At 61.9% G+C, this 26,533-nt stretch carries 25 protein-coding genes and 5 tRNA genes; 7 read left to right on the forward strand and 23 right to left on the reverse strand.

Annotated elements, in window-relative coordinates; all coding sequences use genetic code 11:
• Window positions 1–32: 32 nt before the first annotated feature.
• A complete protein-coding gene (locus CKW22_RS03180; protein ID WP_052040681.1) occupies window positions 33–1,067 on the reverse strand; it encodes a sensor domain-containing diguanylate cyclase in 1,035 nt (344 codons plus the stop codon).
• A 279-nt stretch (window positions 1,068–1,346) separates the two neighbouring features.
• On the opposite strand from CKW22_RS03180, the gene CKW22_RS03185 reads away from it, so the two are divergent.
• The 5 genes from CKW22_RS03185 (at window position 1,347) to CKW22_RS03205 (ending at window position 5,703) form a co-directional block, all read left to right on the forward strand.
• Window positions 1,347–1,967, forward strand: a complete 621-nt coding sequence (locus CKW22_RS03185) for a GntR family transcriptional regulator (protein WP_095063785.1) — start codon at window positions 1,347–1,349, stop codon at window positions 1,965–1,967.
• A gap of 185 nt (window positions 1,968–2,152) precedes the next feature.
• Window positions 2,153–3,526, forward strand: coding sequence for a fosfomycin efflux MFS transporter AbaF (gene abaF / locus CKW22_RS03190; RefSeq protein WP_033699544.1), 1,374 nt, complete (start codon window positions 2,153–2,155; stop codon window positions 3,524–3,526).
• A gap of 37 nt (window positions 3,527–3,563) precedes the next feature.
• Window positions 3,564–4,508: a dihydrodipicolinate synthase family protein gene (locus CKW22_RS03195; RefSeq protein WP_371856380.1), complete on the forward strand. Its 945-nt coding sequence runs from the start codon at window positions 3,564–3,566 to the stop codon at window positions 4,506–4,508.
• Between the two features lie 128 nt (window positions 4,509–4,636).
• A complete protein-coding gene (locus tag CKW22_RS03200; protein WP_095063743.1) occupies window positions 4,637–5,380 on the forward strand; it encodes an AzlC family ABC transporter permease in 744 nt (247 codons plus the stop codon).
• The gene (locus CKW22_RS03205) at window positions 5,377–5,703 is read left to right on the forward strand and encodes an AzlD domain-containing protein (RefSeq protein ID WP_033699548.1); all 327 of its coding nucleotides are present in this window, start codon (window positions 5,377–5,379) and stop codon (window positions 5,701–5,703) included. The genes CKW22_RS03200 and CKW22_RS03205 overlap by 4 nt, the downstream gene beginning before the upstream one ends.
• Window positions 5,704–5,727: 24 nt before the next feature.
• Here CKW22_RS03205 and CKW22_RS03210 read toward each other — a convergent pair.
• The 3 genes from CKW22_RS03210 to CKW22_RS03220 all read right to left on the reverse strand — a co-directional run bounded on the left by CKW22_RS03210 (window position 5,728) and on the right by CKW22_RS03220 (window position 6,797).
• Window positions 5,728–5,804: transfer RNA gene (locus tag CKW22_RS03210), tRNA-Arg, on the reverse strand.
• A gap of 87 nt (window positions 5,805–5,891) precedes the next feature.
• The gene (gene phnN / locus CKW22_RS03215) at window positions 5,892–6,521 is read right to left on the reverse strand and encodes a phosphonate metabolism protein/1,5-bisphosphokinase (PRPP-forming) PhnN (RefSeq protein ID WP_033699550.1); all 630 of its coding nucleotides are present in this window, start codon (window positions 6,519–6,521) and stop codon (window positions 5,892–5,894) included.
• A gap of 12 nt (window positions 6,522–6,533) precedes the next feature.
• Window positions 6,534–6,797 carry a hypothetical protein gene (locus CKW22_RS03220; RefSeq protein ID WP_077068496.1) on the reverse strand — a complete coding sequence of 88 codons (264 nt, stop codon included), beginning with the start codon at window positions 6,795–6,797 and terminating at the stop codon, window positions 6,534–6,536.
• Window positions 6,798–6,869: 72 nt separating this feature from the next.
• On the opposite strand from CKW22_RS03220, the gene CKW22_RS03225 reads away from it, so the two are divergent.
• Window positions 6,870–7,196 carry an Arc family DNA-binding protein gene (locus CKW22_RS03225; protein ID WP_033699552.1) on the forward strand — a complete coding sequence of 109 codons (327 nt, stop codon included), beginning with the start codon at window positions 6,870–6,872 and terminating at the stop codon, window positions 7,194–7,196.
• Window positions 7,197–7,292: 96 nt separating this feature from the next.
• On the opposite strand, the gene mgtE is transcribed toward CKW22_RS03225, so the two are convergent.
• The 8 genes from mgtE to alaS all read right to left on the reverse strand — a co-directional run bounded on the left by mgtE (window position 7,293) and on the right by alaS (window position 14,078).
• Window positions 7,293–8,735: a magnesium transporter gene (gene mgtE / locus CKW22_RS03230; protein WP_033699555.1), complete on the reverse strand. Its 1,443-nt coding sequence runs from the start codon at window positions 8,733–8,735 to the stop codon at window positions 7,293–7,295.
• Between the two features lie 401 nt (window positions 8,736–9,136).
• Window positions 9,137–9,213, reverse strand: a tRNA-Arg gene (locus CKW22_RS03235).
• A 73-nt stretch (window positions 9,214–9,286) separates the two neighbouring features.
• A tRNA-Arg gene (locus CKW22_RS03240) sits at window positions 9,287–9,363 on the reverse strand.
• A gap of 72 nt (window positions 9,364–9,435) precedes the next feature.
• A tRNA-Arg gene (locus tag CKW22_RS03245) sits at window positions 9,436–9,512 on the reverse strand.
• A 107-nt stretch (window positions 9,513–9,619) separates the two neighbouring features.
• Window positions 9,620–9,710 (reverse strand) — tRNA-Ser (locus CKW22_RS03250).
• Between the two features lie 72 nt (window positions 9,711–9,782).
• On the reverse strand, window positions 9,783–9,971 hold the full coding sequence (gene csrA / locus CKW22_RS03255; RefSeq protein WP_003254503.1) for a carbon storage regulator CsrA: 189 nt from the start codon (window positions 9,969–9,971) through the stop codon (window positions 9,783–9,785).
• A 163-nt stretch (window positions 9,972–10,134) separates the two neighbouring features.
• Complete coding sequence (locus tag CKW22_RS03260; RefSeq protein ID WP_033699557.1) at window positions 10,135–11,370, reverse strand: aspartate kinase; 1,236 nt, start codon at window positions 11,368–11,370, stop codon at window positions 10,135–10,137.
• An 83-nt stretch (window positions 11,371–11,453) separates the two neighbouring features.
• Window positions 11,454–14,078, reverse strand: a complete 2,625-nt coding sequence (gene alaS, locus CKW22_RS03265) for an alanine--tRNA ligase (protein WP_156310963.1) — start codon at window positions 14,076–14,078, stop codon at window positions 11,454–11,456.
• 424 nt (window positions 14,079–14,502) lie between these two features.
• Here alaS and CKW22_RS03270 point away from each other — a divergent pair, with 424 nt between their 5' ends.
• Window positions 14,503–15,339 carry a hypothetical protein gene (locus CKW22_RS03270; RefSeq protein WP_095063745.1) on the forward strand — a complete coding sequence of 279 codons (837 nt, stop codon included), beginning with the start codon at window positions 14,503–14,505 and terminating at the stop codon, window positions 15,337–15,339.
• A gap of 5 nt (window positions 15,340–15,344) precedes the next feature.
• Here CKW22_RS03270 and astE read toward each other — a convergent pair whose 3' ends face one another.
• The 11 genes from astE to CKW22_RS03330 form a co-directional block, all read right to left on the reverse strand.
• Entirely contained in the window at window positions 15,345–16,352 is a 1,008-nt protein-coding gene (gene astE / locus CKW22_RS03275) for a succinylglutamate desuccinylase (RefSeq protein ID WP_033699560.1), read from the reverse strand.
• Window positions 16,353–16,362: 10 nt separating this feature from the next.
• A complete protein-coding gene (locus tag CKW22_RS03280) occupies window positions 16,363–16,653 on the reverse strand; it encodes a topoisomerase II (protein ID WP_033699561.1) in 291 nt (96 codons plus the stop codon).
• A gap of 14 nt (window positions 16,654–16,667) precedes the next feature.
• Window positions 16,668–18,017: an N-succinylarginine dihydrolase gene (gene astB, locus CKW22_RS03285; RefSeq protein ID WP_033699562.1), complete on the reverse strand. Its 1,350-nt coding sequence runs from the start codon at window positions 18,015–18,017 to the stop codon at window positions 16,668–16,670.
• Between the two features lie 23 nt (window positions 18,018–18,040).
• Complete coding sequence (gene astD / locus CKW22_RS03290) at window positions 18,041–19,504, reverse strand: succinylglutamate-semialdehyde dehydrogenase (protein ID WP_095063746.1); 1,464 nt, start codon at window positions 19,502–19,504, stop codon at window positions 18,041–18,043.
• The gene (gene astA / locus CKW22_RS03295; RefSeq protein WP_033699564.1) at window positions 19,505–20,533 is read right to left on the reverse strand and encodes an arginine N-succinyltransferase; all 1,029 of its coding nucleotides are present in this window, start codon (window positions 20,531–20,533) and stop codon (window positions 19,505–19,507) included.
• Between the two features lie 86 nt (window positions 20,534–20,619).
• Window positions 20,620–21,639 carry an arginine/ornithine succinyltransferase subunit alpha gene (gene aruF, locus CKW22_RS03300; protein ID WP_047583454.1) on the reverse strand — a complete coding sequence of 340 codons (1,020 nt, stop codon included), beginning with the start codon at window positions 21,637–21,639 and terminating at the stop codon, window positions 20,620–20,622.
• 142 nt (window positions 21,640–21,781) lie between these two features.
• Complete coding sequence (locus CKW22_RS03305) at window positions 21,782–23,002, reverse strand: acetylornithine transaminase (protein ID WP_033699566.1); 1,221 nt, start codon at window positions 23,000–23,002, stop codon at window positions 21,782–21,784.
• A 264-nt stretch (window positions 23,003–23,266) separates the two neighbouring features.
• Window positions 23,267–24,247 (reverse strand): transcriptional regulator ArgR, encoded by a 981-nt coding sequence (gene argR / locus CKW22_RS03315; RefSeq protein ID WP_095063747.1) that lies wholly within the window; start codon window positions 24,245–24,247, stop codon window positions 23,267–23,269.
• 102 nt (window positions 24,248–24,349) lie between these two features.
• The gene (locus CKW22_RS03320; RefSeq protein WP_033699569.1) at window positions 24,350–25,114 is read right to left on the reverse strand and encodes an ABC transporter ATP-binding protein; all 765 of its coding nucleotides are present in this window, start codon (window positions 25,112–25,114) and stop codon (window positions 24,350–24,352) included.
• Window positions 25,115–25,136: 22 nt separating this feature from the next.
• Entirely contained in the window at window positions 25,137–25,835 is a 699-nt protein-coding gene (locus CKW22_RS03325) for an ABC transporter permease (RefSeq protein WP_033699570.1), read from the reverse strand.
• The gene (locus tag CKW22_RS03330) at window positions 25,832–26,521 is read right to left on the reverse strand and encodes an ABC transporter permease (protein WP_033699572.1); all 690 of its coding nucleotides are present in this window, start codon (window positions 26,519–26,521) and stop codon (window positions 25,832–25,834) included. The genes CKW22_RS03325 and CKW22_RS03330 overlap by 4 nt, the downstream gene beginning before the upstream one ends.
• Between the last annotated feature and the right edge of the window lie 12 nt (window positions 26,522–26,533).

The raw sequence follows: 26,533 nt of genomic DNA on the forward strand, positions 1-26,533 counted from the left end.
GGTAAAACCGCTCCCCTCAGGCACCCGCTAAATCAGCAAGATCCGTGTTGTTCTGCAAGCGCAGTCAGGTCATCCGCTATCGCGTTCTTGCCCGCCCCCTTGGCCCGGTACAGGGCCTTATCGGCACGGGCCAGCAGGTCATCCGGCGCATCACCTTCCTGCCACTGCACCACCCCATAGCTCATGGTCAGGCGACACTCGCCGACCGGCTCCACCTTCTCCATCACCTGGCGCAACCTTGCAGCCACTTCAAGCGCCTCGTCCAGCAGCGTCTGCGGCAGCACAATGACGAACTCATCGCCGCCCCAACGCGCCAGCAGGTCATATTCGCGCAGGCAGGTACGCAGGTTGTCGACCACCTGGACCAGCGCCGCATCGCCACGGGCATGGCCATAGCGGTCATTGATCGGTTTGAAGTCGTCCACGTCCATGGCAATCAGCGACAACGGCTGGCGGAAGCGTTGGCTCCGCTCGCATTCCTGCTGCAGCACCTTGTCCAGCCGATAGCGATTGGCGATCCGGGTCAACGCATCGCGCTCGGCTAGTTCGCGGTTTTCATCCAGCTGGCGCTGCAACTGCTGGTTGACCCAGGACAACTCACGGGTGCGTTCGGCCACCAGGCTTTCCAGCGACAGGTTCTGTTGCTCAAGCTGCGCTACCCGCCGCTTGCCGGCATCGATGTTGCGGTGGGCGCCAAGCATGCGCGCCACCGAGCCGTCGCTGTTGCGGGCGATGATGTAGCCGCTGTCTTCGACCCACAGATAACTGCCATCCTGGCAACGACATCGGTACTCGATCAGGTAGCGCTCGTTGCGTTGGGTGATGTAGGCCTCGAAGTGCGCCATTACCCGCGGATAGTCCTCCGGGTGGATCACGCTTTCCCAGGTCAGCACCGAGTTGGCCATGGAATGGCTGGCGTAGCCGAGCATGGCGTACCAACCCGGGTTGCGATAGACGTAGCCAGTGTTGGCATTCCAGTCCCAGATGCCGTCGCTGATCAATTCGAACAAGGTATGCAGCTGCTGCTCACTGAAGCCGGCGGGTGCCGGCCTGGTGTTGTGACTCATGGACGCTCTCCCTGATGTCCAGCAACTGCGCCCCGGTCAAGAGCTGCCGACAGTTTTGATAGGTGCCGCAGGCGGCAAGGCAATGCCGCTGACGGGCAAGCATATGCCCGCCAGGGTGCAACCGGAATAGTACCAAGGGCTATTTCTCGATGGGCCTCGCGGCGGCGGCTGGTTTGGCTGGCATTGCGTTTCGTATAAGATATCCACAAAGCCTGATTGCTGGAAAATCCCGTGCCGCTGCCGTCGTTCAAAGCTACCAACCTGGGTGCCACACCTTCGATGTCCGAAATCATCGCCAAGCACCTGCGCGAGGCGATCATCTCGGGGCAGCTCGCCGAAGACGAACCGGTGCGCCAGGACGAGGTGGCGCAGGCCTTCAATGTCAGCAAGATTCCGGTGCGCGAGGCGTTGAAACGCCTTGAAGCGGAAGGCCTGGTGGACTTTCATCGCAACCGTGGTGCCCTGGTTACGCGCATTTCCGAGCCTGAGCTGGCGCAGATGTTCGAGGTCAGGGTGCTGCTGGAGGTGAAGGCGATTCGCCTGGCGATCCCCAACATGACCGAAGCGCACTTTGCCCGTGCCGAAGCCATCTGCGCGGAGTTCATCGGCGAGGACGATATCGGCCGCTGGGCCGACCTCAACTGGGCGCTGCATGCGTGTTTGTACGAGCCCGCAAAACGCCCCTACCTGATCGGCCTGATTCGCTCCATCCATGACAAGGTCGAACGCTATCTGCGCATGCAGATGAGCTTGTCGGCCGGCAAGGACCGCGCGGATCACGAGCATCGCGACATTGTCGCCGCCTGCCGCGCACGGGACGTGGAGCTGGCTGCCCGGCTGATCGAGACGCACATCAATGGGGTGTGCCAAAGCCTTTACGATCATCTGCCCCATAACTGAGCAGCCCTGCCTTGATTTTTAGGGTGGCGTATAGCGAGCGCCGCCCGCCCGCGACCGCCTGTCCTTGGCTTCGTTTTTGCTTATCTAGATATCGTATACGAAATACAATATAAGGAATGGACGGCACCCAACGATGCCGAACTGCCTACTCCTTCTTCCAATAATACGTATCGGAGTGCAAAACGATGACCACACCCACAACTGCGGCATCAGTGAGTGCCGCGAACACAGCAGAAAAGGCGCCTGCGGGCATCAAACGCGTGGTGGCAGCCGCAATGGCGGGCGCCGTTGCCGAGTGGTACGAATTCTTCCTGTATGGCACCGCGTCCGCGCTGGTCTTCGGCCAACTGTTCTTCCGCCAGACCGGCAGCGCGATGGACGGCATCATCGCGGCATTCGCCCTCTATGCCGTGGGCTTTCTCGCCCGCCCCATCGGCGGCCTGGTATTTGGCCACTACGGTGACAAGGTCGGGCGCAAACACTTGCTGCAGATCAGCCTGATCGTGGTCGGGGTGACCACCTTCCTCATGGGCTGCCTGCCCACCTTCGAACGCATCGGCTATGCCGCCCCCATCCTGCTGGTGGTATTGAGATTGATCCAAGGCTTTGCCTTTGGCGGCGAATGGGGTGGGGCCGTGCTGCTGGTGTCCGAACACAGCCCGGACAACCGTCGCGGCTTCTGGGCCAGCTGGCCGCAAGCGGGCGTGCCGGCAGGCAACCTGATTGCCACGGTCATCCTTCTGCTGCTCTCGACCAACCTGTCCGAAGCGCAATTTCTCGACTGGGGCTGGCGCGTCGCCTTCTGGTTCTCGGCCGTGGTGGTGCTGATTGGCTACTGGATCCGCACCCGGGTCGATGATGCGCCCATCTTCAAAGAAGCCCAGGCCCGCCAGCAGCGGGTGGAAAGCCAGCAACTGGGCGTGGTCGAGGTGGTCACCAAATACTGGCGCGAAGTGCTGATCGGCATCGGTGCCCGGTTTGCGGAGAACATCCTCTACTACATCGTCGTCACCTTCTCCATCACCTACCTGAAGCTGGTGGTGCACAAGGACACGTCAGAGATCCTGCTGCTGATGTTTGGCGCTCACCTGCTGCACTTCTTCATGATCCCGCTCATGGGCTACCTCTCGGACATCATCGGCCGTAAGCCTGTGTACCTGATCGGCGCCGTGCTCACCGCGTTCTGGGGCTTCGTCGGCTTCCCGATGATGGACACCGGCAACGACTGGCTGATCATGGCGGCCATCACCCTGGGCCTGGCCATCGAGTCGATGACCTACGCGCCCTACTCCGCCCTGATGGCCGAACTGTTCCCGACCCATGTGCGCTACACCGCCCTGTCGCTGTGCTACCAGGTGGCGCCGATCCTGGCCGGTTCGCTGGCGCCGCTGATCGCCGTGACCCTGCTGAAGGAATACAACAGCTCAACGCCGATCGCCTGGTACCTGGTGGCCTCCGCCGTGATCTCGATCATTGCCGTCGCCGGTGCCAGGGAAACACGTGGCAAGTCGCTGCGGGCGGTGGATGAAGAATCCCTGGCACGCACCGCCGACCGCTGACAGACCAACAAGAACGATAACCCTCGAGGTAATGACCATGAGCAACATCTTCACCGGCACCATCCCCGCACTGATGACCCCGTGCACCCCCGAGCGCAAGCCCGATTTTGACGCCCTGGTGCGCAAAGGCCGCGAACTGATCGAAGCCGGCATGAGCGCCGTGGTGTATTGCGGCTCCATGGGCGACTGGCCGCTGCTCACCGAGGCAGAGCGCCAGGAGGGGGTGGCACGCCTGGTAGCGGCCGGCATCCCGACCATCGTCGGCACCGGTGCGGTCAACTCCCGCGAAGCCGTGGCTCATGCCGCCCATGCGGCGAAGGTTGGCGCCCAGGGGTTGATGGTAATCCCCCGTGTGCTGTCCCGTGGTGCGTCGGCAGTGGCCCAGAAGGCCCACTTCAAGGCCATCCTCGATGCCGCCCCGCAGCTGCCGGCGGTGATCTACAACAGCCCGTACTACGGGTTCGCGACCCGCGCCGACCTGTTTTTCGAACTGCGCCGCGAGCACCCCAACCTGATCGGCTTCAAGGAGTTCGGCGGCGCTGCGGATATGCGTTATGCCGCAGAGTTCATCACCTCCAAAGATGATGACGTCACCTTGATGGTGGGCGTCGATACCCAGGTGGTGCACGGGTTCGTCAACTGCAATGCCACCGGCGCCATCACCGGCATTGGCAATGCGCTGCCGCGCGAGGTGCTGCACCTGGTGGCGCTGGCCAAACGTGCAGCCCAAGGCGATGCCAAAGCGCGGCGCCTTGCCGGGGAACTGGAAGCGGCCCTGGCCGTGCTGTCGTCCTTCGATGAAGGCTGCGACCTGGTGCTGTACTACAAGCACCTGATGGTGGTCAACGGCAACCCGGAATACGCCCTGCACTTCAACGAAACCGATGCATTGACCGACGCCCAGCGCCGCTATGCCGAACAGCAGTACGCGCTGTTCCGCGCCTGGTACGCCGACTGGTCGGCGGCCAACAACGTAGACTGACAACGCGCAGCCATGCCCCCTTCCCCTGGGCAGGGGGGCAGTGTGCAAGATCTACCCTTGCGGCCAGCTTTCACGGGCATTACCTTGGCAGCAACCCTCGCCCTCCCGGACACCGCCAAGGACTTCAAATGCCGTACCCCAGCGCGACCCAAGCGTTCAGACAGGGCGCCCACAGCGTCCTGCCGTTGACCTCCGGGGTCGTGCCGTTCGGCTTGATCACCGGGGTCACGGCCATCGGCATGGGCCTGTCGCCCGCCGATGCCATCGGCATGACCTTGCTGTTCTATTCAGGCTCGGCGCAAATGGTGGTGATGCAGTTGATGCAGAACAGCGCCCTGCCGGTAACCATGGTGGTCACGGCGCTGGTGATCAACCTCCGCTTCCTGATGTACAGCGCCAGCCTGGCCCCGCACCTTGGCCACCTGCCGCGGCGGCGCAAGTGGCCGATGGCCTACCTGCTTTCGGACCAGTCCTTTGCCTTGTGTTCGTTGAAAATGGCCTCGGGGGAACTGGGCCGTTTCGCCTTCCACTACTACGCCGGCACGGCCATCACCATGTGGTTCGGCTGGAACCTCTCGGTGCTGGCCGGCATATACCTGGGCGCGGGCATCCCGGAAGACTGGTCCCTGGGCTTTGCCATCCCCTTGTCGTTCCTGGCGCTGCTGATCCCCAGCCTGCGCAGCCCGGCGACCATTGGCGCGGCATTGACCGGTGGTGTACTCGCCGTGCTGGCGGTAGACCTGCCCTATAACCTGGGCCTGTTGGCGGGTGCACTGGGCGGGATCATCGCCGGCCTGCTCCTCGAGCGCCTGCAAAAAGGCAGAACCGTGCAGCCTGTGGCTGATGAAAACCGCGAACAGGAAGCATCATGAGCGAAATGACCCCGTGGATGACCTTCTTGCTGATCGGCCTGGGCACCTTCGCGGTGCGCTTGTCGTTCATCGAGTTCTACGCCGTGCTGCGCATACCGCCGCTGTTTCGCCGCGCCCTGGCGTATGTGCCGGCCAGCGTGCTGGCCGCACTGGTGCTGCCGGCCGTGGTGCTGCCTGACCGGCAGGCCGACTTCGACTGGCTGAACCCGCAGATACCGGCCGCGATACTCGCGGGCCTGGTGGCCTGGCGCACGCGCAGCACGCTGCTGACGCTGGGCGTGGGCATGGGCGCGCTGTGGGCGTTGAAGCACTGGGGGCTGTAGGCTTTGGCGGAGGGTGTGAAGAAATGGCGTCCCAGGCAGGAATTGAACCTGCAACCTTCCCCTTAGGAGGGGGATGCTCTATCCAATTGAGCTACTGAGACGCAAACACCGGCAGTGAGCACTGCACGGTTGGACGGCCAGCATGTTAACCAGCATGCTGGCGTTTGTCATGCTGCAACAGGCCTTTTTCACGTAATCCTTTTCTGCGGGCCGGTGCCGGGCGCGTCTGGCCCGGCAATCACGCCTTCATCGTGCAGCAGTTTGAACAACCTGGTCACCGCCGCTTCGAGCGTGGTGGAGTTGTCCAACACATGCACTGACGGATCGGCGACCGCCTGCAGCCCGCTGTTACGTGCCAGGCGCTGCTCGATCTCTTGCGCGGTCTCCCGGCCTCTGGCAAGCAAGCGCTCGCGCAGCACCTGCGGTTTCACGTCGATGAGCACCGGCAGAAGGTCTGGGTAGCGCCGCCGCGCTTCGCTCAGGTAGGCCCGGGAACCGTTGACCAGTACCGGCCTGCCCGCCTGCAGCCATTGATCGACCTGTAGCGGGATGCCGTAACCCAGGCCATTGGCGCGCCAGTGCATGGCGAAAGCACCTTGGGCACACAGCGCTTCGAACTGCTCGGCAGTGACGCCATGGGCAGCTTCACCCTTGGCTTCGGCCGAACGGGTGATGACGCGACGGGCGATTTGCACCCCGGCTGCAACAAGTTGTTCGCGCGCGGCATCGATCAGGGAATCTTTCCCGGAACCCGAGGGTCCTATGAGAAATATCAGCCGGCCTGTCGCTGATCGACGAGCGCTTGCGTCATGTTGCATAGCCACTATGCTCTAAGGAAGGAAACCCGCGCATTCTAGGTGTTTTCTTGGCCTTTTGCTGCGTTTTACCAGTTTTTGACGGCAGAAGAATGACGGCAGGGCAAGTTGGGGCAGGTAAAACTTTTCAAACCAGTGCTCATTTCTGATAATTGGTACTGGCATAAAGCCTTTATCCAGCTCACTATTTGTCACAGAATTGACGCCAAGGAAACGGCGAGCATGAGGCAAGATGAGCATCCAATTTTCCATGTCGGTTGAACATTTTGTCGTCGTCACGGTCGTACTTCCACCCCCGTGCGGCCAATTTGACAACCGCGTCCCCTGAACCAGAAAATCCGGTCAATTTATATGCGCCCATTGAAACAGGCTATTTATTCGAGCCGCACTGCTGACAAGTTTGTCGTCCGCCTGCCAGACGGGATGCGTGAGCGCATTGCCGAGGTAGCGCGCAACCATCACCGCAGCATGAACTCCGAAATCATCGCGCGCCTGGAACAGAGCCTTATCCAGGAAGGTGCGTTGGGTGACGAGCTGAGCATGCGCCTGGACAGCCCTGAACTGTCCCTGCATGAGCGCGAGCTGCTGCAGCGCTTCCGCCAACTGTCGCACCGACAGCAGAACGCTCTGGTCGCCCTCATCGCTCACGATGTGGAAATGGCCGCAGACGCTTCCTGACGTCAGCTTGCAATCGAGTACAAAAAAGCCAGCGTAAGCTGGCTTTTTTGGTTCTGCCTGTGGGAGCCGGGTTCACCCGCCCCCACACGCCAGGGTTCAGAGCAGGAACAGCGTCGCCAGCCCGAGGAAGATGAAGAACCCGCCACTGTCGGTAACCGCAGTGATCATCACACTCGACCCCATCGCCGGATCGCGCCCCAGACGCGTCAGCGTCATCGGGATCAACACGCCCATCAGCGCGGCCAACAACAGGTTTAGCGTCATCGCCGCGGTCATCACCAGGCCCAGCGACCAGCTGTCATACAGCCAGAACGCCACCACACCAATCACACCGCCCCAGATCAGGCCGTTGAGCAGCGACACCGCCAGTTCCTTGCGCATCAACCGACTGGTATTGCCTGGCGACACCTGGTCCAGCGCCATGGCGCGCACGATCATGGTGATGGTCTGGTTACCCGAGTTACCCCCAATACCTGCCACGATCGGCATCAGCGCAGCCAGCGCCACCAGCTTCTCGATCGACCCCTCGAACAGGCCGATCACGCGCGAGGCCAGGAACGCCGTGATCAGGTTGATGGCCAGCCACGCCCAGCGGTTGCGCAGCGAACGCCAGACCGAAGCGAAGATATCTTCTTCTTCGCGCAGACCTGCCATGTTCAGCACTTCGCTCTCGCTCTCCTCACGGATCAGGTCGACCATTTCGTCGATGGTCAGACGGCCGATCAAGCGATCGCTCTTGTCCACCACCGGGGCGGATACGAGGTCGTAACGCTCGAAGGCTTGAGCAGCGTCGTAGGCATCTTCATCGGGGTGGAAGGACACAGGGTCGGTCGCCATGACCTCCGCCACCTTCTTGTCCGGATCATTGACCAGTAGACGCTTGATAGGCAGCACGCCCTTGAGGATGCCGTCATAGTCGACCACGAAGAGTTTGTCGGTGTGGTTCGGCAACTCTTTCAGGCGGCGCAGGTAACGCAACACGACTTCGAGGCTGACGTCTTCGCGGATGGTGACCATCTCGAAGTCCATCAGCGCACCCACCTGCTCCTCGTCGTAGCTCAACGCCGAGCGCACACGCTCGCGTTGCTGGGCATCGAGGGTTTCCATCAACTCGTGAACGACGTCGCGCGGCAGCTCCGGCGCCAGGTCGGCGAGTTCGTCGGCGTCCATTTCCTTGGCAGCGGCGAGCAGTTCGTGATCGTCCATGTCGGCGATCAGCGACTGACGAACCGAATCGGAAACTTCAAGCAGGATGTCGCCGTCGCGGTCCGAGCGCACCAGCTGCCAGACCGTCAGGCGGTCTTCCAGGGGCAATGCTTCGAGGATGTAGGCGACGTCGGCGGGGTGCAGGTCATCGAGCTTGCGTTGCAGCTCGACCAGGTTCTGGCGGTGGACCAGGTTTTCCACCAGGTCGTGGTGAGCACCCTCCTGGCGGTGGGTGAGGTCTTCGACCACACGCTGACGCTGCAGCAGTTCGACCACCTGGGCCAGGCGATCCTGCAGGCTCTCTTGCGCTTTCTTTACTTCTACTTCAGTCATAGGCGAGCTCCACTCCCAGCAGCGGAGCACGCCGGGGGAATCAATCGGTCAGATCTTTCTGTATGAAACTTGTTAAGGAGTAACTACTGGGTAAGTCCATGGTGGTATTCCACAAGCCCCGGCGGGGCTGACGGGCGCAATCATACACTGCCTCGGCGGGCAGATCGCTTAAATTTTTGGCCAGAACAATCGTTTGCGAGATAAAGCTAGGACAACGCTCGAAGCTATCAGTGCGACGGCTGTACTGGATCAGGAAGCACATTTGTTTTCTTGGCAGGCGGCGCGCCAGCTTCTGGCGGCACCCCAGCGATTACAGAAAAGCTTAGTTGGACATCGCCGACAATTCAGCGAAACAGAAAAACAAAAAGCCCGCTTGAATAAGCGGGCTTCTTGTTTGTGTGTGGCGGACTCAGCAGGATTCGAACCTGCGACCGCTCGGTTCGTAGCCGAGTACTCTATCCAGCTGAGCTATGAGTCCGCAATGGGTAGTTTTAGACCAGATTACCACTGGTTGTCTGAAGTAGCTTTGCAAGCAGAGCCACTTCAAAAAGTGGCGGACTCAGCAGGATTCGAACCTGCGACCGCTCGGTTCGTAGCCGAGTACTCTATCCAGCTGAGCTATGAGTCCGCAATGGGTAGTTTTAGACCAGATTACCACTGGTTGTTTGAAGTAGCCTTGTAAGCAAAGCCACTTCAAAAGTGGCGGACTCAGCAGGATTCGAACCTGCGACCGCTCGGTTCGTAGCCGAGTACTCTATCCAGCTGAGCTATGAGTCCGTGTCTTGCCGCGCATTATAGGCCGCTGAATCATTTTGGCAAGAACTTTTTTCGTTTAATTTCAACGACTTAGCGTTCTTACCGATTACAGCGCCCTAAGCGAATAATGGCGGTGAAGGGGGGATTCGAACCCCCGATACCCTTATGAGGTATACTCCCTTAGCAGGGGAGCGCCTTCGGCCACTCGGCCACCTCACCGCAACACGAGGCGAATATTAAAGAACCTCTTTCACCTTTGCAACCCTTTTTTTGAAAAAAACTTCAAAAAAATTAAAGGCTTGGCTCTTCATCCTTCTCCTTCTTGATCCGCAGGTAGATTTCCTCGCGGTGAACAGCCACTTCTTTAGGGGCGCTGACGCCAATACGCACCTGGTTGCCTTTGACGCCAAGCACCGTCACGGTGATCTCGCCGTCTCCAATGATCAGGCTCTCGGCGCACCGACGAGTCAGAATCAACATAGCTTTCTCCTTACGCATAACTTTCAGGGGTAACAGTCTTGGGTATCAGGGCCTGGCCGTGGACGACGACCCAGGCCCTGGTTGTTCGCCACGCAGGGCAAGCGCCTGCCTGGCGAGCAGAAACGCGAAGGGCGCGGCAAGCCGCGCCCTTCCAGGCAGCGCCTTACTCGCCCTGTCGGGCAGGAGCGTCGAGCTCGAACGCGGTGTGCAGCGCGCGTACGGCCAGCTCCAGGTACTTCTCTTCGATCACTACCGACACCTTGATCTCGGAGGTGGAGATCATCTGGATGTTGATGCTCTCCTTGGCCAGGGCTTCGAACATGCGGCTGGCAACGCCGGCGTGTGAGCGCATGCCAACGCCAACGATCGAGACCTTGGCGATCTTGATGTCGCCGATCACTTCACGGGCACCGATTTCGCGGGCGGTGTTTTCCAGCACGCTTTGCGCCTTCTCGTACTCGTTGCGGTGTACGGTGAAGGTGAAGTCGGTGGTGTTATCGTGCGCAACGTTCTGCACGATCATGTCGACTTCGATGTTCGAGGCGCTGATCGGGCCGAGGATCTTGAAGGCCACGCCCGGGGTGTCCGGCACGCCGCGAATGGTCAGCTTGGCTTCATCACGGTTGAAGGCGATACCGGAAATGATCGGCTGTTCCATGGATTCCTCTTCATCAATGGTAATGAGGGTACCTGGACCCTCCTTGAAGCTGTGCAGCACGCGCAGCGGGACGTTGTACTTGCCGGCGAACTCCACCGAACGGATCTGCAGCACCTTGGAGCCGAGGCTGGCCATTTCCAGCATCTCTTCGAAGGTGATCTTCTCCAGGCGCTGCGCCTGCGGCACAACGCGCGGGTCAGTGGTGTAGACGCCATCGACGTCGGTGTAGATCTGGCACTCATCGGCCTTGAGCGCCGCCGCCAGGGCCACGCCGGTGGTGTCGGAGCCACCACGGCCGAGGGTGGTGATGCTGCCGTGCTCGTCGACGCCCTGGAAGCCTGCAACCACGACCACGCGCCCTTCCTTGAGGTCGTTACGAATCTTCTGGTCGTCGATCTGCAGGATGCGCGCCTTGTTGTGCGAGCTATCGGTCAGAATGCGTACCTGATTGCCGGTGTAGGACACCGCTGGCACACCACGCTTGATCAAGGCCATGGTCAGCAGGGCAATGGTGACCTGCTCACCGGTCGACACGATCACGTCCAGCTCACGTGGAACCGGCTGATCGGTGATCTGCTTGGCCAGATCGATCAGGCGATTGGTTTCACCGCTCATGGCCGACAGCACAACCACCAGGTCGTCGCCTGCCTCACGGTGTTTCTTGACCTTTTCGGCTACCTGCTCGATCCGCTCGATGGAACCGACAGAGGTGCCGCCAAATTTCTGTACGATCAACGCCATTTCAATGGTGCCTCAGCCCATACAGGGCCCCAAAAAACAATCCAACATGAAGGGGCCGGCGACTACCCGCCGGCCCCCTCATCTCAAAGTCCCTGCTCTGCGAACGGCACGGCCAGCGCCAGGGCCTGGTCCAGCGCAGCGACGTCGACGCCACCACCCTGGGCCATGTCCGGACGGCCACCGCCCTTGCCACCCACTTTTGCTGCGGCTTGTTTCATCAGATCGCCAGCCTTGAGTTGGCTGGAGAGGTCTTTGGTCACGCCGGCCACCAGCACGACCTTGCCCTCATGCTCGCTGCCCAGCAGGATCACTGCGTGGCCGAGCTTGTTCTTCAGCTGATCGACCAGGGCCAGCAGGGCCTTGCCATCCTGCCCATCCAGGCGAGCGGCAAGTACCTTGGCACCTTTGACCTCAACGGCCGCGTTGGAGAGATCATCCCCGGCGGCGCTGGCGGCTTTGGCCTGCAGCTGTTCCAGCTGCTTCTCCAGCTGACGGTTGCGCTCGAGCACAGCCGACAGCTTGTCGATCAGGTTGTCACGATTACCCTTGACCAGTTGCGCGGCTTCCTTGACCTGCTCTTCGGCAGCGTTCAGGTAGGCCAGCGCAGCCGCGCCGGTAACCGCTTCGATACGACGTACGCCAGAGGCCACGCCGCCTTCGCTGATGATCTTGAACAGGCTGATATCACCCGTGCGCTTGGCGTGTATACCACCGCACAGCTCCACCGAGAAATCGCCACCCATGCTCAGCACACGCACGGTGTCGCCGTACTTCTCGCCGAACAGGGCCATGGCGCCTTTGCGCTTGGCGGTTTCGATGTCGGTCACCTCGGTCAGCACCTCGGTGTTGCGGCGCACTTCACGGTTGACGATCTCTTCCAGCGCCTTGATCTGCTCTGGCTTGACCGCCTCGAAGTGGCTGAAGTCGAAACGCAGGCGCTGGCTGTCGACCAGCGAGCCCTTCTGCTGTACGTGGTCGCCCAGCACCTGGCGCAGCGCTTCGTGCAGCAGGTGGGTGGCCGAGTGGTTCAGCGAAGTGGCGTGCTGCACTTCGGCATCGACCTTGGCCTCGACCTCGGCACCCACGCTCAGCGCTCCGCTGGCCACCACACCGTGGTGCAGGAAGGCACCGCCGGTCTTGGTGGTGTCGCGCACGTCGAAGCGCACGGCGCCAGCCTGCAGGTAACCGCAGTCACCGACCTGGCCACCGGACTCGGCGTAGAACGGCGTGCGATCGAGGACCACTACCCCCTGTTCGCCCTCGCCCAGTTGCTCGACGGCCTGGCCGTCCTTGTACAGGGCGATGACCTTGGCCTGGCCTTCGGTGGTGGTATAGCCCACGAAGTCAGTGGCGGTGTCGACCTTGACCAGGCTGTTGTAGTCCATGCCGAAGGCACTGGCAGAGCGGGCACGCTCACGCTGGGCGTCCATTTCGCGCTCGAAACCGGCTTCGTCGATGGTCAGCTCGCGTTCACGGGCGATGTCGGCGGTCAGGTCCATGGGGAAACCGTAGGTGTCATACAGCTTGAACACCACGTCACCCGGGACTACGTCACCCTGCAGTTGCGCCAGGTCCTGTTCGAGGATACGCAGGCCTTGCTCCAGAGTCTTGGCGAACTGCTCTTCTTCAGCCTTGAGCACGCGTTCGATATGCGCCTGCTGGCTTTTCAGTTCAGGGAAGGCTTCACCCATTTCGGCCACCAGCGCGGCAACGATCTGGTAGAAGAAGCTGCCCTTGGCACCCAGCTTGTTACCGTGGCGGCAAGCGCGGCGGATGATGCGGCGCAGCACGTAGCCACGGCCTTCGTTGGACGGCAGCACGCCATCGGCAATCAGGAAGCCGCAAGAACGGATATGGTCGGCGACCACTTTCAGCGACGCCTGGCTGTCATTGCTGCAACCGATGGCCTTGGCCGCCGCGCTCAGCAGGTTCTGAAAGAGGTCGATCTCGTAATTCGAGTGAACATGTTGCAGTACCGCACTGACCCGTTCCAGGCCCATGCCGGTGTCTACCGACGGGGCTGGCAGCGGGTGCAAGACGCCATCGGCGGTGCGGTTGAACTGCATGAAGACGTTGTTCCAGATCTCGATGTAACGGTCGCCGTCTTCTTCCGGGGAGCCGGGTGGGCCGCCCCAGATGTCGGCGCCGTGGTCGTAGAAGATCTCGGTGCAGGGGCCGCATGGGCCGGTATCACCCATGGTCCAGAAGTTGTCGGACGCGTAGGGGGCGCCTTTGTTGTCACCGATGCGCACCATGCGCTCGGCCGGCACGCCGATTTCCTTGGTCCAGATGTCGTAGGCTTCGTCATCGGTGGCGTACACGGTAACCCAGAGCTTTTCCTTGGGCAGGTTAAGCCACTTGTCCGAGGTCAGGAAGGTCCAGGCGTAGGTGATCGCGTCACGCTTGAAATAGTCGCCGAAGCTGAAGTTGCCCAGCATCTCGAAGAACGTATGGTGACGCGCGGTGTAGCCGACGTTTTCCAGGTCGTTGTGCTTGCCGCCGGCGCGTACGCACTTCTGGCTGCTGACCGCGCGGGTGTAGGCGCGTTTTTCCTGGCCGAGGAAGCAGTCCTTGAACTGGTTCATGCCGGCGTTGGTAAACAGCAGGGTCGGGTCATTGCCCGGAATCAGGGAGCTGGAGGCGACTCGGGTATGCCCCTGCTCCTCGAAGAAGCGAAGGAAGGCTTCACGGATTTCTGCGCTTTTCATAGGTTCTTCCACGGAAACGGCGGCCCTGGTGGGCAAACGCGTCGACGAAACGACGGCAAAGGGCCGCATTATATCGGTCCTGCAAGCTCGGTGCAGTGTGTTTATGCGATGGAAAACGTCGATTAGACGGTTTTCAGGCGGTTGCAAACGAAAATGACATGACCGGATGCTAATTGCAGCCTTTCGCCACTGGCAAGCCCATTACGGCCGAAGGGAAGGGAAAATGGAATAGACGGTGAATTAAAAGGTTTTCATCTGAAATCGGATCCAAACCGACTCTCTCACTGGCGGCGGGTTGGCCGCGCCGACCCGCAAGCGGCACCCTGCATAGCACGCTGAAGAATGTCTCAGCGCTATTTGTGTAGCGCCCTGTGTCCTGCGTTCATACCTAGTCTGGCCAGCCATTTTCCCAGAGCACATGCACATGACTACCAATGCAGTAACTGCGCAGCGCGTGGACGGTAATGACAGAAGCAAAGGCGCCGGTTTCGGCGAAATGGATGAAGCAATCGGCTATGACAACCCGTCGCCTTCAGGGCTCGGCGTCTCTCGGGTGTATTTCAATTACGAACTGTTCGATCTCTACAAGGCGCCCTTGGTACATTTTCAGCGCAGGGTCATCGAGGCCATCGATGACGAGGAAAGCGTCGGTAACCTGGACGAGATTCTGGTCTGGTTGAGTACCGCCAATGTGAAATTGAGCCAGGGTAGCGATATCACCCTGGAAGTCGAAGGCGAGTCTTTCATCATTCAGCAGGCCTCACCTGAGCAGCGGCTTCATTTGCTGTTCATGGGCACAGCGCTGCCAGAAACGATTGGCGATGGCGTCACGTGCCCGCTGCGCATTGACGCCAGCGCCGACCCGGACAGGCATTTTGAAATCACCGCCATCGAAAACCTGTACCTCTACGGCACCCCACAGTTCCTGGCACGCGTCTTCGAACAGCTGGCCCTTCTGCCGGGCTACCCCGAACTCAAGCGGCTTCTGGATACAGCGCGCCAACAGTACGCCAGCGTGCCTGATATCGTGCTCATGCAGCGCCATGCCGGGCCGCCGCAACAGGGCCCGGGGTTTGACCTGCAACGCGTGATCCCTGCCAAGTATTCACATCTGCTGCCGGGCAGCTACACCGCTATGCTTTACGACCCCTATGACGCTAGCGGCCTCGACGGACTGACCACGTTGGCGAGAATCCTGCAGCAGGCCTATGACGCACTGGCACCAGACATGCGGGCCCCTGCCCCAACGTCAGCCGACTGACCGGTTCAGGACAGACTACGCCCTTCATCAGGCACGATGAGAATCCCTGCCCTGAGGCCATTCCTGACCTTGGGGTTGGGGAAGATGATGCGCGCACCCTCCTCTTCGACTACCCAGCGCATCTCGGCCAGGTCTTCAGCCAACAGGTAACCTTTGCTCAACTCGGAGAAGTTTTCGATATCCGCCGGCAAGTGCAGGCGGAAGCCCTCGCTGTGCTTGATGATCTCGCGGGCGACACTGAACAGTTTCAGGCCATCGAGCGAGTCTTGCGCCTCGGGTTCGGTGCCTTCGATGATCTGGATCAGGCGCTTTTCCAGCTTGTCCAGATTGACCTCTTCGTTCTGCCCGAACGGCCGCGCCCTGCCCAACTCCAGGGTAAACGCCTCGGCATCGAGCTGCTCATAGGTGAATGCACTGAAGGTGATGGACGACTTGCTCTGCAGCAGCACCGCCTCCATGCCGGCTGCCGCCAGGCGCGCCAGCTCTCGACGAGAATGTTTGCGCCCCTCCTTGTACGGGTACAGGGCGAACTGCTCGATCTTCGAACCACGGATGGCGGTATGCAGGTCGTAATGCAAGCGCAAGCGCTCGGGCTTGCTGAAGAACACCCGGGCAAACTGCTCAAGCTCCGCGGCGCGCAGCGCCTCGAAACCACTGGAAAGCTCGTGACGGCCATTGAACAGGCGGTTGATGTCCTGCTCGATGAAGCGCTCGCCCTTGCGGATGGCCGCCGGGTTACCGAACAGGAACAACACCCGCGCGCACGGTTTGATCTTGCCATTGGCCACGCCATGCAGCAGCCGTTCGAGCAATTCGATCGGCGCTGTTTCGTTGCCATGGATGCCGGCCGACAACAGCAGGTCGAGCCCGCAATCTTCAGCCTCGGTCGGGCGCACTTCGAGTGCGCCCTCCCCCAGCCAGCGCAAACGCACGCCCTTGGGTGTAACTTGGGTCTTCTCGGCCGGTTCGTGATCGGTCAAGGTCAGCTCAAGCAATTTGCCGAGGGCGAGCATAGGCACTTCCTTAGTGTTGGTGGCCGCAGTCGGGGCCATGGACGTGATCGTCGCCGTCAGCGACTTCGGCCGGCTCCATCTCCAGCTGCAGGCTGACCAGGTTGGTGGCCATCGGGCGCAGCAGCAGGTTGGCGTACTCGGTGTCGTCTTCCTCGACGTCCACGCCAATCAGCAACTGGCCGCGGCCGTCCTGCTGAATCCACACTTCCTTGCCTTGCCAGACAACGGCAAAGCGGGTGCAGGAAGTTTCCAGCTGGGTGCCGTCTTCGTCTTCGAGGATCAGGCGCAGGGCATCGGTCATTACTTAGTCTCTCTTCAAGGTTGGCGTTGGAACGGATAGACCGAACCCAATTGCAGAATCTGAGTCAACTCATCCAGTGCCGTACGGCATTCGACCAACAACTGCGGGTCGGCAAGGTCCGCTTCGCCCATGCGGTCGCGGTAATGCTTGTCTACCCACTGCAGCAGCGTGTCGTACAGCGGCGCGGTCATGATAACGCCTGGATTGACCGCCGCCAGTTCCGATTCCTTCAACGCTACGCGAAGACGCAGGCAAGCAGGGCCTCCGCCGTTCTGCATGCTTTGCTTGAGGTCGAACACCTTGACCTCGCTTACCGGGCCGCCCTGCTGGGTCAACTGGCCAAGATAAGCCCAGACCCGCTCGTTGCTCCGGCATTCTTCCGGCACCACCAACAGCATGGAGCCGTCATCGCGGCTGAGCAGCTGGCTGTTGAACAGGTAGGAACGCACCGCATCCTCCACCGCCACTGCCGCACGCGGCACACGGATGGCCTGGAAGTTGCCACCCTTACTGGCCAGTTTAGCTTGCAGCTGGCCAAGCACCGCATCGGTCTCGAGGAAGGCGTCTTCGTGGTAGAACAGCACCTCGCCGTTACCCACCGAAATCACGTCATTGTGGAACACGCCCTGGTCGATCACCGCCGGGTTCTGTTGAGCGTAGACCACGCCGTCGTCGCTCAGGCCATGCAGCCGGGCCACGGCTTGGGACGCTTCCAGGGTCTGGCGCGCCGGGTACTTCTGCGGCGCGGGGTAGCGGCTGTCGAACGCGCTGCGGCCGTAGACGAAGAATTCGACGCCCGCTTCGCCGTAGCGACGGCAGAAGCGTGTGTGGTTGGCCGCACCCTCGTCGCCGAACTGCGCCACCGCCGGCAACGCCGGGTGGTGAGCGAAGTGCCTGTCATCGGCGAACATCGCACCCAGCACACGGCTGGTGGTCGGGTGCTCGATGCTGCGGTGGTACTTGCAGTTGAGGTTGGCGGCCGTGAAATGCACGCGACCATCGGCCGTGTCGGCACTGGGGCTGACCGTGGCGGCATTGGCCACCCACATGCTCGACGCCGAGCAACTGGCGACCAGCAAGGGCATGGCTTCCCTGGCTGCGCGCTGGATCACCTCGGCATCGCTGCCTGAGAAGCCCAGGCGGCGCAACGCGGCCACGTCTGGCCGTTCCTGCGGGGCCAGCACACCCTGCTTGAAGCCCATGTCGGCCAGGGCCTTCATTTTTGCCAGGCCCTGGCGCGCGGCTTCGCGCGGGTTGGACGACTGCTGGCTGTTGCTCTGCGAAGCCACATTGCCGTAGGACAAGCCGCCATAGTTGTGGGTTGGCCCCACCAGGCCATCAAAATTCACTTCGTAGGATTTCATCGGCTAGGCTCCGAGACCGTTTGTTATAGGGTGACGCCCGGCGTCAGGGTTGCCGGCAAGGCGAGGCTGGCGGTCTCCAGCGAGGCCACGGGGTAAGCGCAGTAATCGGCTGCGTAGTAGGCACTGGCGCGGTGGTTGCCGCTGTTGCCGACGCCACCGAACGGCGCGCTGCTGGCGGCACCCGTCAGCTGCTTGTTCCAGTTGACGATGCCCGCCCGGCTGCGCAGCCAGAAATACTGGTAGCGCGCGCGGGAGTCGGAGAGCAACCCGGCGGCCAGGCCGTACTGGGTGTTGTTGGCCTCATCGATGGCGGCATCGAAGTCGGTGTAGCGAATCACCTGCAGCAACGGGCCGAAGAACTCTTCGTCAGGGCGCCCGGCAACGGCGCTGACATCGAGGATGCCAGGCGTCAGCAGTGCGGCGTCGGCCTGCGGCTGGGTCATCTCCAGCAACTTCACGGCGCCCTTGCCCACCAGGTAGGCCTGGGCTGCAAGCAGCGCCTGGGCCGCCTGCAGCGATATCACCGAGCCCATGAACGGCGCTGGCTGCTGGTCGAATGCGCCCACCGTGATGCTTCTGCACACCTCGACCAGCCGCGCGATCAGCGTATCGCCCCAGGCCCCTTGCGGCACCAGCAGGCGACGCGCGCAGGTGCAGCGCTGGCCAGCGGAAATGAATGCCGACTGGATGATGGTGTACACCGCAGCGTCGAGATCCTTGACCTCGTCCACCACCAGCGGGTTGTTACCGCCCATCTCCAGCGCGAGAATTTTGTCCGGGCGCCCGGCGAACTGCTGGTGCAGCAGGTTGCCGGTGCGACTGGAGCCTGTGAAGAACAGCCCGTCGATCCCCGGGTTGGCCGCCAGCGCCACACCGGTTTCGCGCGCGCCCTGCACCAGGTTGAGCACACCGGCGGGCAGGCCGGCAGCGATCCAGCAGTTGACGGTCAGCTCGGCAACCTTGGGCGTCAGCTCGCTGGGCTTGAACACCACGCTGTTGCCCGCCAGCAGTGCCGGCACGATATGCCCATTGGGCAAGTGGCCCGGGAAGTTGTAAGGCCCGAACACCGCCACCACACCATGTGGCTTGTGCCGCAACACGGCGGTGGCATCGGCCAGCGGGCCACTTTTTTCGCCGGTCCGCTCGCGGTAGCTCTGCACCGAAATCGCCACCTTGTTGACCATGCTGGTGACTTCGGTCGCCGACTCCCATAGCGGCTTGCCGGTTTCTTCACCGATGCAATGCGCCAGCGCCTCGGCATGCTGCTTCAGCTGTTCAGCGAATTTTTCCAGCACGTCGATACGCGCTTCCAGGCTCAGCTGTGCCCAGGCCGGAAAGGTCTGGCGAGCAGCCCGCACGGCGGCATCAACCTGGCTGGCATCGGCACCCTGCCCTTCCCAGACTACGGCCTGGCTCACCGGGTTGAGCGATTGCAGGGCGGCGCCCTGGCCGGCCTGCCAGTTGCCGGCGATGTAATGGGTGGTCATTTACTGGGCCTCCCGGCTAGCCGACAGCGGCACGGCCCGCACGTTGTCGCCAGCCCCCATGCGCAGGCGCTTGGCGGTCAGCGGGTCGACCACCAGGGTGCCTGCCGCCAGGCGTGCGGGCGCGGCCGTGATGCGGCAGTCGTCGCGTTTGCGGTTGTGGATGATGTAAGGCGTCGCGTCATCGCCGGGGGTACCGACCGCCAGCACCAGGGTCTGGCTTTCGCGCACGGCGCGAATTTTCGCGGTCTCACATTCGATGGCAGGGCCGGCGTCGAAGATGTCGACATAGCCTTGGTAGCTGAACCCTTCCTGCTTGAGCATGGCCAGCGCAGGCTCGGTGTCGGTGTGCACACGGCCGATCACATTGCGCGCCGCCTCGGACAGGAAGCAGGTGTACAGCGGGAACTTGGGCATCAGCTCGGCGATGAACGACTTGTTGCCCACCCCAGTCAGGTAGTCGGCCTGGCTGAACTCCATCTTGAAGAAGTGCCGGCCCAGGCTTTCCCAGAACGGCGAACGCCCCTGCTCGTCGGACATGCCGCGCATCTCGGCGATAATCTTCTTGCCGAACAGCTCCGGGAATTCGGCGATGAACAGCATGCGTGCGCGTGACAGCAAGCGGCCGTTGAGGCCAGAGCGATAGTCGCTACGCAGGAACAGCGAGCACAGCTCGGAGTTGCCGGTCAGGTCGTTGGCCAGGAACAGGGTGGGGATCTCGCGGTAGATGTTCAGCTCCTGCGAGGCGCTGACGGTCAGGCCGACCCGGTAGTTGTACCAGGGCTCACGCAGGCCGACGGCACCGGCGATGGCGCTGATGCCCACCACCATGCCTTCGTCATTCTCCAGCACGAACAGGTAGTCGGTATCGCCACGTTCGGCTTCACCACGGAAGCTCTTCTCGGCCCAACCCACGCGATGCCCGAGGCGTTCTTCGTTGGCCGGCAGCGTAGTCAGCCCAGTGGTGCCGGTGCTGCGAGCCAGTTCGATCAGCGCGGGTAAATCGCTGCTGCGTACGGGACGAACGATCATGCTATCTCCTTGAGCGGCGACCTCTGCCACCGCGAAACGCTTCGTTTCGAGCTTGCTGTTACGAGCTGTCTGCGCAGGCTCGCGCCTCAGACGGCAACCAGACGCACACTGCCACCCTCACCAATGCCCAGGGCGTCGGCCGCATCGCGCCCCAGGCTGACCGGTTTGCCGGGCACCCAGTCGAGCTCCAGCAACACTGCACGGTAGTCCTGCAACTGGCCGTTGCACACCAGGTACGGGCGCCCGCCCTTGACCGGGGCATCTTCAAGCTTGACCGGCACCACACGGCTCTGGGCAATCGAGCGAATGCCCGAAGCCCGCGCATGCAAGGTCGGCCCGCCGTCGAAGATGTCGATGTAGTGCTCGGTCTCGAAACCTTCACGCATCAGGATGTCGAAGGTGATCTGCGCCCGCGGATGAACCTGGCCCATGGCTTCCTGGGCTTCGTCGGGCAGCAGCGGCACATAGATCGGGTAGTGCGGCATCAGCTCGGCCAGGAACGTGCGGCTCTTCAACCCGCACAGGCGCTCGGCGTCGGCGTAGTTGAGGTCGAAGAAATTGCGCCCTATGGCATCCCAGAATGGCGATTCGCCCTGATCATCGCTGTAGCCAACGATCTCGGTCACCACCGAGTCGGCGAAGCGCTCCGGGTGCGCGGCCATGAACAGCAGGCGGCCACGCGAGTTGAGCTCGGCCCAGCCACTGCCGACCAGTTCAGGCAAGACGTAGAAGCTGGTCAGCAGGCTGTTGCCGGTCAAGTCATGGCACAGCGACAGGACATGGATCTTGTTGTGGATCTTCAGCTCGCGCGAGGCGTGCACGAAGGTCTCGTTACGGAAACTGTAGAACGGCTCGGAGTAGCCGGCCGAGGCGACGATGGCCGAACAGCCGGCAAGCTTGCCGGTGACGCTGTCTTCGAGCACGAAGAAGTAGCTTTCTTCGCCATTGAAGCTGACCTCGGCGGCGAAGGAGGTTTCCGACGCGGCGATCTTGTCGCCCAGACGGGCAGAATCGTCCGGCAGCGAGGTGACACCAATGGGGCTGTCGGCAGCCATGCGCTGCACTTCGTTCAGGTCAGCCATTTGCGCGGGGCGCATCACCAGCATGGTGTCACTCCTTTGGTAAAGCGGGCCGCTTATGGCGGCACGAAAAAACGGCGGGCGCGCGATTGACACTGCAAGCACGCGCCCGCGCTGGAATTCAGGTATCGCCGGCCCCTTCTGGGCCGACGACAGGACCGCAGGCTTATCAGCCCTGGGTCAGTGTGGCCACGGCGCGTTCGAAGCGGTCCAGGCCTTCATCGATGTCGGCGTCTTCAACCACCAGGCTAGGCGCGAAACGCACCACGTCCGGGCCGGCTTGCAGCACCATCACCCCTTCTTTCTCGGCGGCGTTGAGCACGTCCTTGGCCTTGCCCTTCCAGGCGTCGGTCAACACGCAGCCAATCAGCAGGCCAACGCCACGCACCTGGGTGAACAGGCTGTACTTCTGCCCGATCTGATCCAGACGGGCCTTGAAACGCTCGTGCTTGGCCTTGATGCCGGCAAGTGTTTGCGGGGTGTTGATCACGTCCAGCACGGCGCAGGCAACGGCGCAGCCCAGCGGGTTGCCACCATAGGTGGTGCCGTGGGTGCCGACAGCCAGGTGCTTGGCCAGCTCGGTGGTGGTCAGCATGGCGCCGATCGGGAAACCGCCGCCCAGGCTCTTGGCGCTGGTCAGGATGTCGGGGGTGACACCGTAGTGCTGATAGGCGTACAGCGAACCAGTACGGCCGACGCCGGTCTGCACTTCGTCGAAGATCAGCAGTGCATTGTGCTCATCGCACAGCTTGCGTGCGCCTTCCAGGTAAGCCTTGTCGGCCGGGACCACACCGCTCTCGCCCTGGATCGGCTCGATCACCACGGCGCAGGTCTTGTCGGAAATCTGTGCCTTGAGCGCTTCCAGGTCGTTGTACGGCACATGGCTGATGCCGGTGATCTTCGGCCCGAAGCCGTCGGAGTACTTTGGCTGGCCGCCGACGCTGACGGTGAACAGGGTGCGCCCGTGGAAGCTGTTCACGGTGGCGATGATTTCGTGCTTTTCAGGGCCGAAACGGTCATGGGCAACGCGACGGGCCAGCTTGAAGGCGGCCTCGTTGGCTTCGGCACCGGAGTTGCAGAAGAAGGCTCGGTCGGCAAAGGTCGCGTCCACCAGTTTGTGGGCCAGGCGCAGCGCAGGCTCGTTGGTGAATACGTTGGATACGTGCCAGAGGGTGTTGGCCTGCTCGGTCAGTGCCTTGACCAGTGCCGGATGGCAGTGACCCAGGGCGTTGACGGCGATACCGCCAGCGAAGTCGATCAGCTCGCGACCCGACTGGTCCCAGACTCGGGAACCCTCGCCTCGCACAGGAATGAAGGCCGCCGGCGAATAGTTGGGGACCATGACCTGGTCGAAATCGGCACGTTGCACCGGGGCTTGCTCAACGGACATCTGAGTCTCCTGAAGAGGAACGCTGGCCTGGAAGTGGCGAGCGATGGGGGGATTGTAAGGACTGATGGGCGCCTGTCCTTGCGGCCAAGCGACAACTTGTTACAGCGCAAAACCCTGTTTTACCCAGGCTTTCGGCAATGCGACAAACACTGTCGCAATCGCGCAGTGTAACGGGAGTGGGTGGCTGGGTGAACGGGTGTTCACACCGGGATTGGATGCTGCCGGCACCGACCCATTCGTGGGGCCTGCACCGTCAGACAAGCGTCAACCCTTCTCGGCAGGCGCCGAACTCAACTCGAACGGGCTGCTGTTACGCCGCTGGTTGCGGTCTTCACGCGGCGTCGCGCCAAAGAAATTGCGGTACGCACTGGAAAAATGCGGCCCCGAGGAGAACCCGCACGACAAGCCGATCTGGATGATCGACTTGCTGGTCTGCATCAGCATCTGCCGCGCTTTGTTAAGCCGCAGCTCGAGGTAATACTGGCTGGGTACCCGGTTCAGGTACTGCTTGAAGATGCGCTCCAGCTGCCGACGCGACACGCACACATGCTGAGCGATCTCGTCAGTGGTCAGCGGTTCTTCGATATTGGCTTCCATCAGCAATACGGCCTGGGTCAGCTTGGGGTGGCTGGAGCCCAGGCGGTTCTGCAACGGAATACGCTGACGCTCGCCCCCCTCGCGGATACGCTCGACCACCAGTTCTTCAGACACCGCCCCCGCCAGCTCCGCACCATGATCACGGGCCAGCACGGCCAGCAACAGATCAGTCACCGCCATGCCACCACAGGCGGTCAGGCGGTCACGGTCCCAGTCGAACAGGTGGCTGGTGGCGATGACCTTGGGGAAGCGCTCGGCAAAATCGTCCTGCCAGCGCCAGTGCACCGCCGCACGATAACCGTCGAGCAGGCCAAGCTGGGCCAGCGGATACACACCGGCAGACAAGCCACCGATCACGCAACCACTTCGCGCCTGCTGCTTGAGCGCGGTCGATAGCACCGAGCCGACGGCCTGCGGTGGCTCGTCGGCCATCAACAAGAGCTTCTGACAGCCCTCCAGGCGGCCATTCCACGGCTCGCCCGGCAGGCGCCAGGCACCCTCAACGGCAGGCTCGGCCTGAAGAAAGGCCAATTCGTAGACCACATCCGGATGCACCCGCTGGGCCACCTGCAACACTTCCTCGGCCAGCGCCAGGGTCAAGGGCTTGGTGCTGGGCCAGATGAGAAAACCGATTCGCTGGGTGGTCATAGGGTGCGGTCCGAAACCTGGGGTCGTTCGAGTCTGTGGCGCAGGGTCAGGCTGCGCTCGCTGCGCAGCATGCCCTATTCTGGTGCAAAGATGCAGCGTTCTTTACTTGAGGCTGCCGGAGAGGAACTGCTTGAGCCGCTCCGATTGCGGGTTGGCCAGCACCTCGCGCGGGCAACCGGTCTCTTCCACCAGGCCCTTGTGCAGGAATATCAACTGGTTCGACACCTCGCGGGCAAAGCCCATCTCGTGGGTCACCACCACCATGGTCCGGCCTTCCTGGGCCAGTGCCTGCATGACCTTGAGCACATCACCCACCAGCTCGGGGTCGAGCGCCGAGGTCGGTTCGTCGAACAGCATCACCTCAGGCTCCACGGCCAGGGCACGGGCAATCGCCACGCGCTGCTGCTCGCCACCGGACATGTGCCCCGGGAAGGCATCCTTGCGGTGGGCGACACCGACCTTGGCCAGGTAGTGCTCGGCCTTTTCCAGGGCCTCTTTCTTGTTCATCCCGAGCACGTGCACGGGGGCCTCGATGACGTTTTCCAGCGCAGTCATGTGCGACCACAGGTTGAAATGCTGAAACACCATCGACAGGCGCGAGCGCATGCGCTGCAACTGACGCGGGTCGGCCGCCTTGAGTGCGCCATCCTTGCCGGCGACCAGCTTCAACGCTTCGTTGTTGAGCAGGATCTTGCCGGCGTGGGGCTGCTCGAGCAGGTTGATGCAGCGCAGGAAGGTCGACTTGCCCGAACCGCTGGAGCCGATGATGCTGATCACATCGCCAGCCTTGGCCGCCAGGGACACGCCCTTGAGCACTTCATGGCTGCCGTAGCGCTTGTGCAGGTCTTGGACTTCGAGTTTGTACATGCTGTCGATTCTCACAGAGCGGTCAGTGCTTGCGCGGCGCCAGGTAGCCGAGCCAGCGGCGTTCGGCCATCTTGAACAGGCGCACCAGGATGAAGGTCAGGCACAGGTAGAACACGCCCGCCGTGATGTAGGCCTCGAAAGGCAGGTAGTACTGGGCATTGACCGTGCGCGCCGCGCCAGTGATGTCGATCAGGGTAACGATCGAGGCAAGGCTGGTGGTCTGCAGCATCATGATCACTTCGTTGCTGTACTGCGGCAGCGCCCGGCGCAAGGCCGACGGCAGCAGGATGCGCCGGTACATCTTGAGGCGCGACATGCCCATGGCCTTGGCTGCCTCGATCTCGCCATGGGGCGTGGCCTTGAGGCTGCCGGCGATGATCTCTGCGGTGTAGGCACTGGTGTTGACGGCAAAGGCCAGGCAGGCGCAGAAGGTGGCACTGGACAGCATCGGCCAGAAGATACTCGCGCGCACCGCTTCGAACTGGGCCAGGCCGTAGTAGATCAGAAACAGCTGCACCAGCATCGGCGTGCCGCGAATCACATAGGTGTACAGCCAGGCACTGAGGTTAACCAGCGGCTGCTTGGACACCCGCATCAAGCCCAGCGGAACCGCTGCAAGCAGGCCGAAGAACAGCGACAGCGCCAGCAGCTTGAGGGTGGTCAGCAGCCCGCCGAGGTACAGCGGCATGGCCTCCCACACCACGTTGTAGTCGAAGATCATAGTTCAACCACCTTGACGCCCACCGAGTAGCGTTTTTCAAGATACTTCAAGGCCAGCAGCGAGACACTGGTCAGTACCAGGTACATGGCCGCCACCGCCAGAAAGAAGGTGAAGGGTTCGCGGGTGGCGTCAGCCGCCTGCTTGGCTTTGAACATCATGTCCTGCAGGCCGACCACCGAGATCAGCGCCGTGGCCTTGGTCAGCACCAGCCAGTTGTTGGTGAAGCCCGGAATGGCCAGGCGGATCATCTGTGGCACCTGGATGCGGAAGAACACCTGAAGGTTGCTCATGCCATAGGCCACGCCGGCTTCGGCCTGGCCCTTGGGGATGCCGAGGAAGGCGCCACGGAAGGTTTCCGACAGGTACGCGCCAAAGATGAAGCCCAAGGTGCCGATGCCCGCAGCCAGCGGGTTCAGGTCGATGTAGTCTTCGTAGCCAAACAGCGGCGCTACCCGGTTGATGATGTCCTGCCCACCGTAGAAGATCAGCAGGATCAGTACCAAATCCGGAATACCACGGATCACCGTGGCATACATATCGCCCAACCAGGCCAGCCAGCGCACCGGCGACAAGCGCAGCGCCACGCCAATCAGGCCGAGCACGATGGCCAGGGCCATCGACGACAGGGCGAGCTGCAGCGTCAGCCACGCCCCGTCGAGGATGACTGCCCCGTAGCCTTTCAACATGATGAGGTCCTC

The sequence above is a fragment of the Pseudomonas sp. Irchel s3f19 genome, assembly GCF_900187555.1.
Taxonomy (GTDB): domain Bacteria; phylum Pseudomonadota; class Gammaproteobacteria; order Pseudomonadales; family Pseudomonadaceae; genus Aquipseudomonas; species Aquipseudomonas capeferrum.

Excerpts from the sequence above, each read along its gene's own strand:
- CKW22_RS03180 (WP_052040681.1), bottom strand. The coding sequence starts at position 1,067 with ATGAGTCACAACACCAGGCCGGCACCCGCCGGCTTCAGTGAGCAGCAG.
- CKW22_RS03185 (WP_095063785.1), top strand. The coding sequence starts at position 1,347 with ATGTCCGAAATCATCGCCAAGCACCTGCGCGAGGCGATCATCTCGGGG.
- abaF (WP_033699544.1), top strand. The coding sequence starts at position 2,153 with ATGACCACACCCACAACTGCGGCATCAGTGAGTGCCGCGAACACAGCA.
- CKW22_RS03195 (WP_371856380.1), top strand. The coding sequence starts at position 3,564 with ATGAGCAACATCTTCACCGGCACCATCCCCGCACTGATGACCCCGTGC.
- CKW22_RS03200 (WP_095063743.1), top strand. The coding sequence starts at position 4,637 with ATGCCGTACCCCAGCGCGACCCAAGCGTTCAGACAGGGCGCCCACAGC.
- CKW22_RS03205 (WP_033699548.1), top strand. The coding sequence starts at position 5,377 with ATGAGCGAAATGACCCCGTGGATGACCTTCTTGCTGATCGGCCTGGGC.
- phnN (WP_033699550.1), bottom strand. The coding sequence starts at position 6,521 with ATGCAACATGACGCAAGCGCTCGTCGATCAGCGACAGGCCGGCTGATA.
- CKW22_RS03225 (WP_033699552.1), top strand. The coding sequence starts at position 6,870 with ATGCGCCCATTGAAACAGGCTATTTATTCGAGCCGCACTGCTGACAAG.
- mgtE (WP_033699555.1), bottom strand. The coding sequence starts at position 8,735 with ATGACTGAAGTAGAAGTAAAGAAAGCGCAAGAGAGCCTGCAGGATCGC.
- csrA (WP_003254503.1), bottom strand. The coding sequence starts at position 9,971 with ATGTTGATTCTGACTCGTCGGTGCGCCGAGAGCCTGATCATTGGAGAC.
- CKW22_RS03260 (WP_033699557.1), bottom strand. The coding sequence starts at position 11,370 with ATGGCGTTGATCGTACAGAAATTTGGCGGCACCTCTGTCGGTTCCATC.
- alaS (WP_156310963.1), bottom strand. The coding sequence starts at position 14,078 with ATGAAAAGCGCAGAAATCCGTGAAGCCTTCCTTCGCTTCTTCGAGGAG.
- CKW22_RS03270 (WP_095063745.1), top strand. The coding sequence starts at position 14,503 with ATGACTACCAATGCAGTAACTGCGCAGCGCGTGGACGGTAATGACAGA.
- astE (WP_033699560.1), bottom strand. The coding sequence starts at position 16,352 with ATGCTCGCCCTCGGCAAATTGCTTGAGCTGACCTTGACCGATCACGAA.
- CKW22_RS03280 (WP_033699561.1), bottom strand. The coding sequence starts at position 16,653 with ATGACCGATGCCCTGCGCCTGATCCTCGAAGACGAAGACGGCACCCAG.
- astB (WP_033699562.1), bottom strand. The coding sequence starts at position 18,017 with ATGAAATCCTACGAAGTGAATTTTGATGGCCTGGTGGGGCCAACCCAC.
- astD (WP_095063746.1), bottom strand. The coding sequence starts at position 19,504 with ATGACCACCCATTACATCGCCGGCAACTGGCAGGCCGGCCAGGGCGCC.
- astA (WP_033699564.1), bottom strand. The coding sequence starts at position 20,533 with ATGATCGTTCGTCCCGTACGCAGCAGCGATTTACCCGCGCTGATCGAA.
- aruF (WP_047583454.1), bottom strand. The coding sequence starts at position 21,639 with ATGCTGGTGATGCGCCCCGCGCAAATGGCTGACCTGAACGAAGTGCAG.
- CKW22_RS03305 (WP_033699566.1), bottom strand. The coding sequence starts at position 23,002 with ATGTCCGTTGAGCAAGCCCCGGTGCAACGTGCCGATTTCGACCAGGTC.
- argR (WP_095063747.1), bottom strand. The coding sequence starts at position 24,247 with ATGACCACCCAGCGAATCGGTTTTCTCATCTGGCCCAGCACCAAGCCC.
- CKW22_RS03320 (WP_033699569.1), bottom strand. The coding sequence starts at position 25,114 with ATGTACAAACTCGAAGTCCAAGACCTGCACAAGCGCTACGGCAGCCAT.
- CKW22_RS03325 (WP_033699570.1), bottom strand. The coding sequence starts at position 25,835 with ATGATCTTCGACTACAACGTGGTGTGGGAGGCCATGCCGCTGTACCTC.
- CKW22_RS03330 (WP_033699572.1), bottom strand. The coding sequence starts at position 26,521 with ATGTTGAAAGGCTACGGGGCAGTCATCCTCGACGGGGCGTGGCTGACG.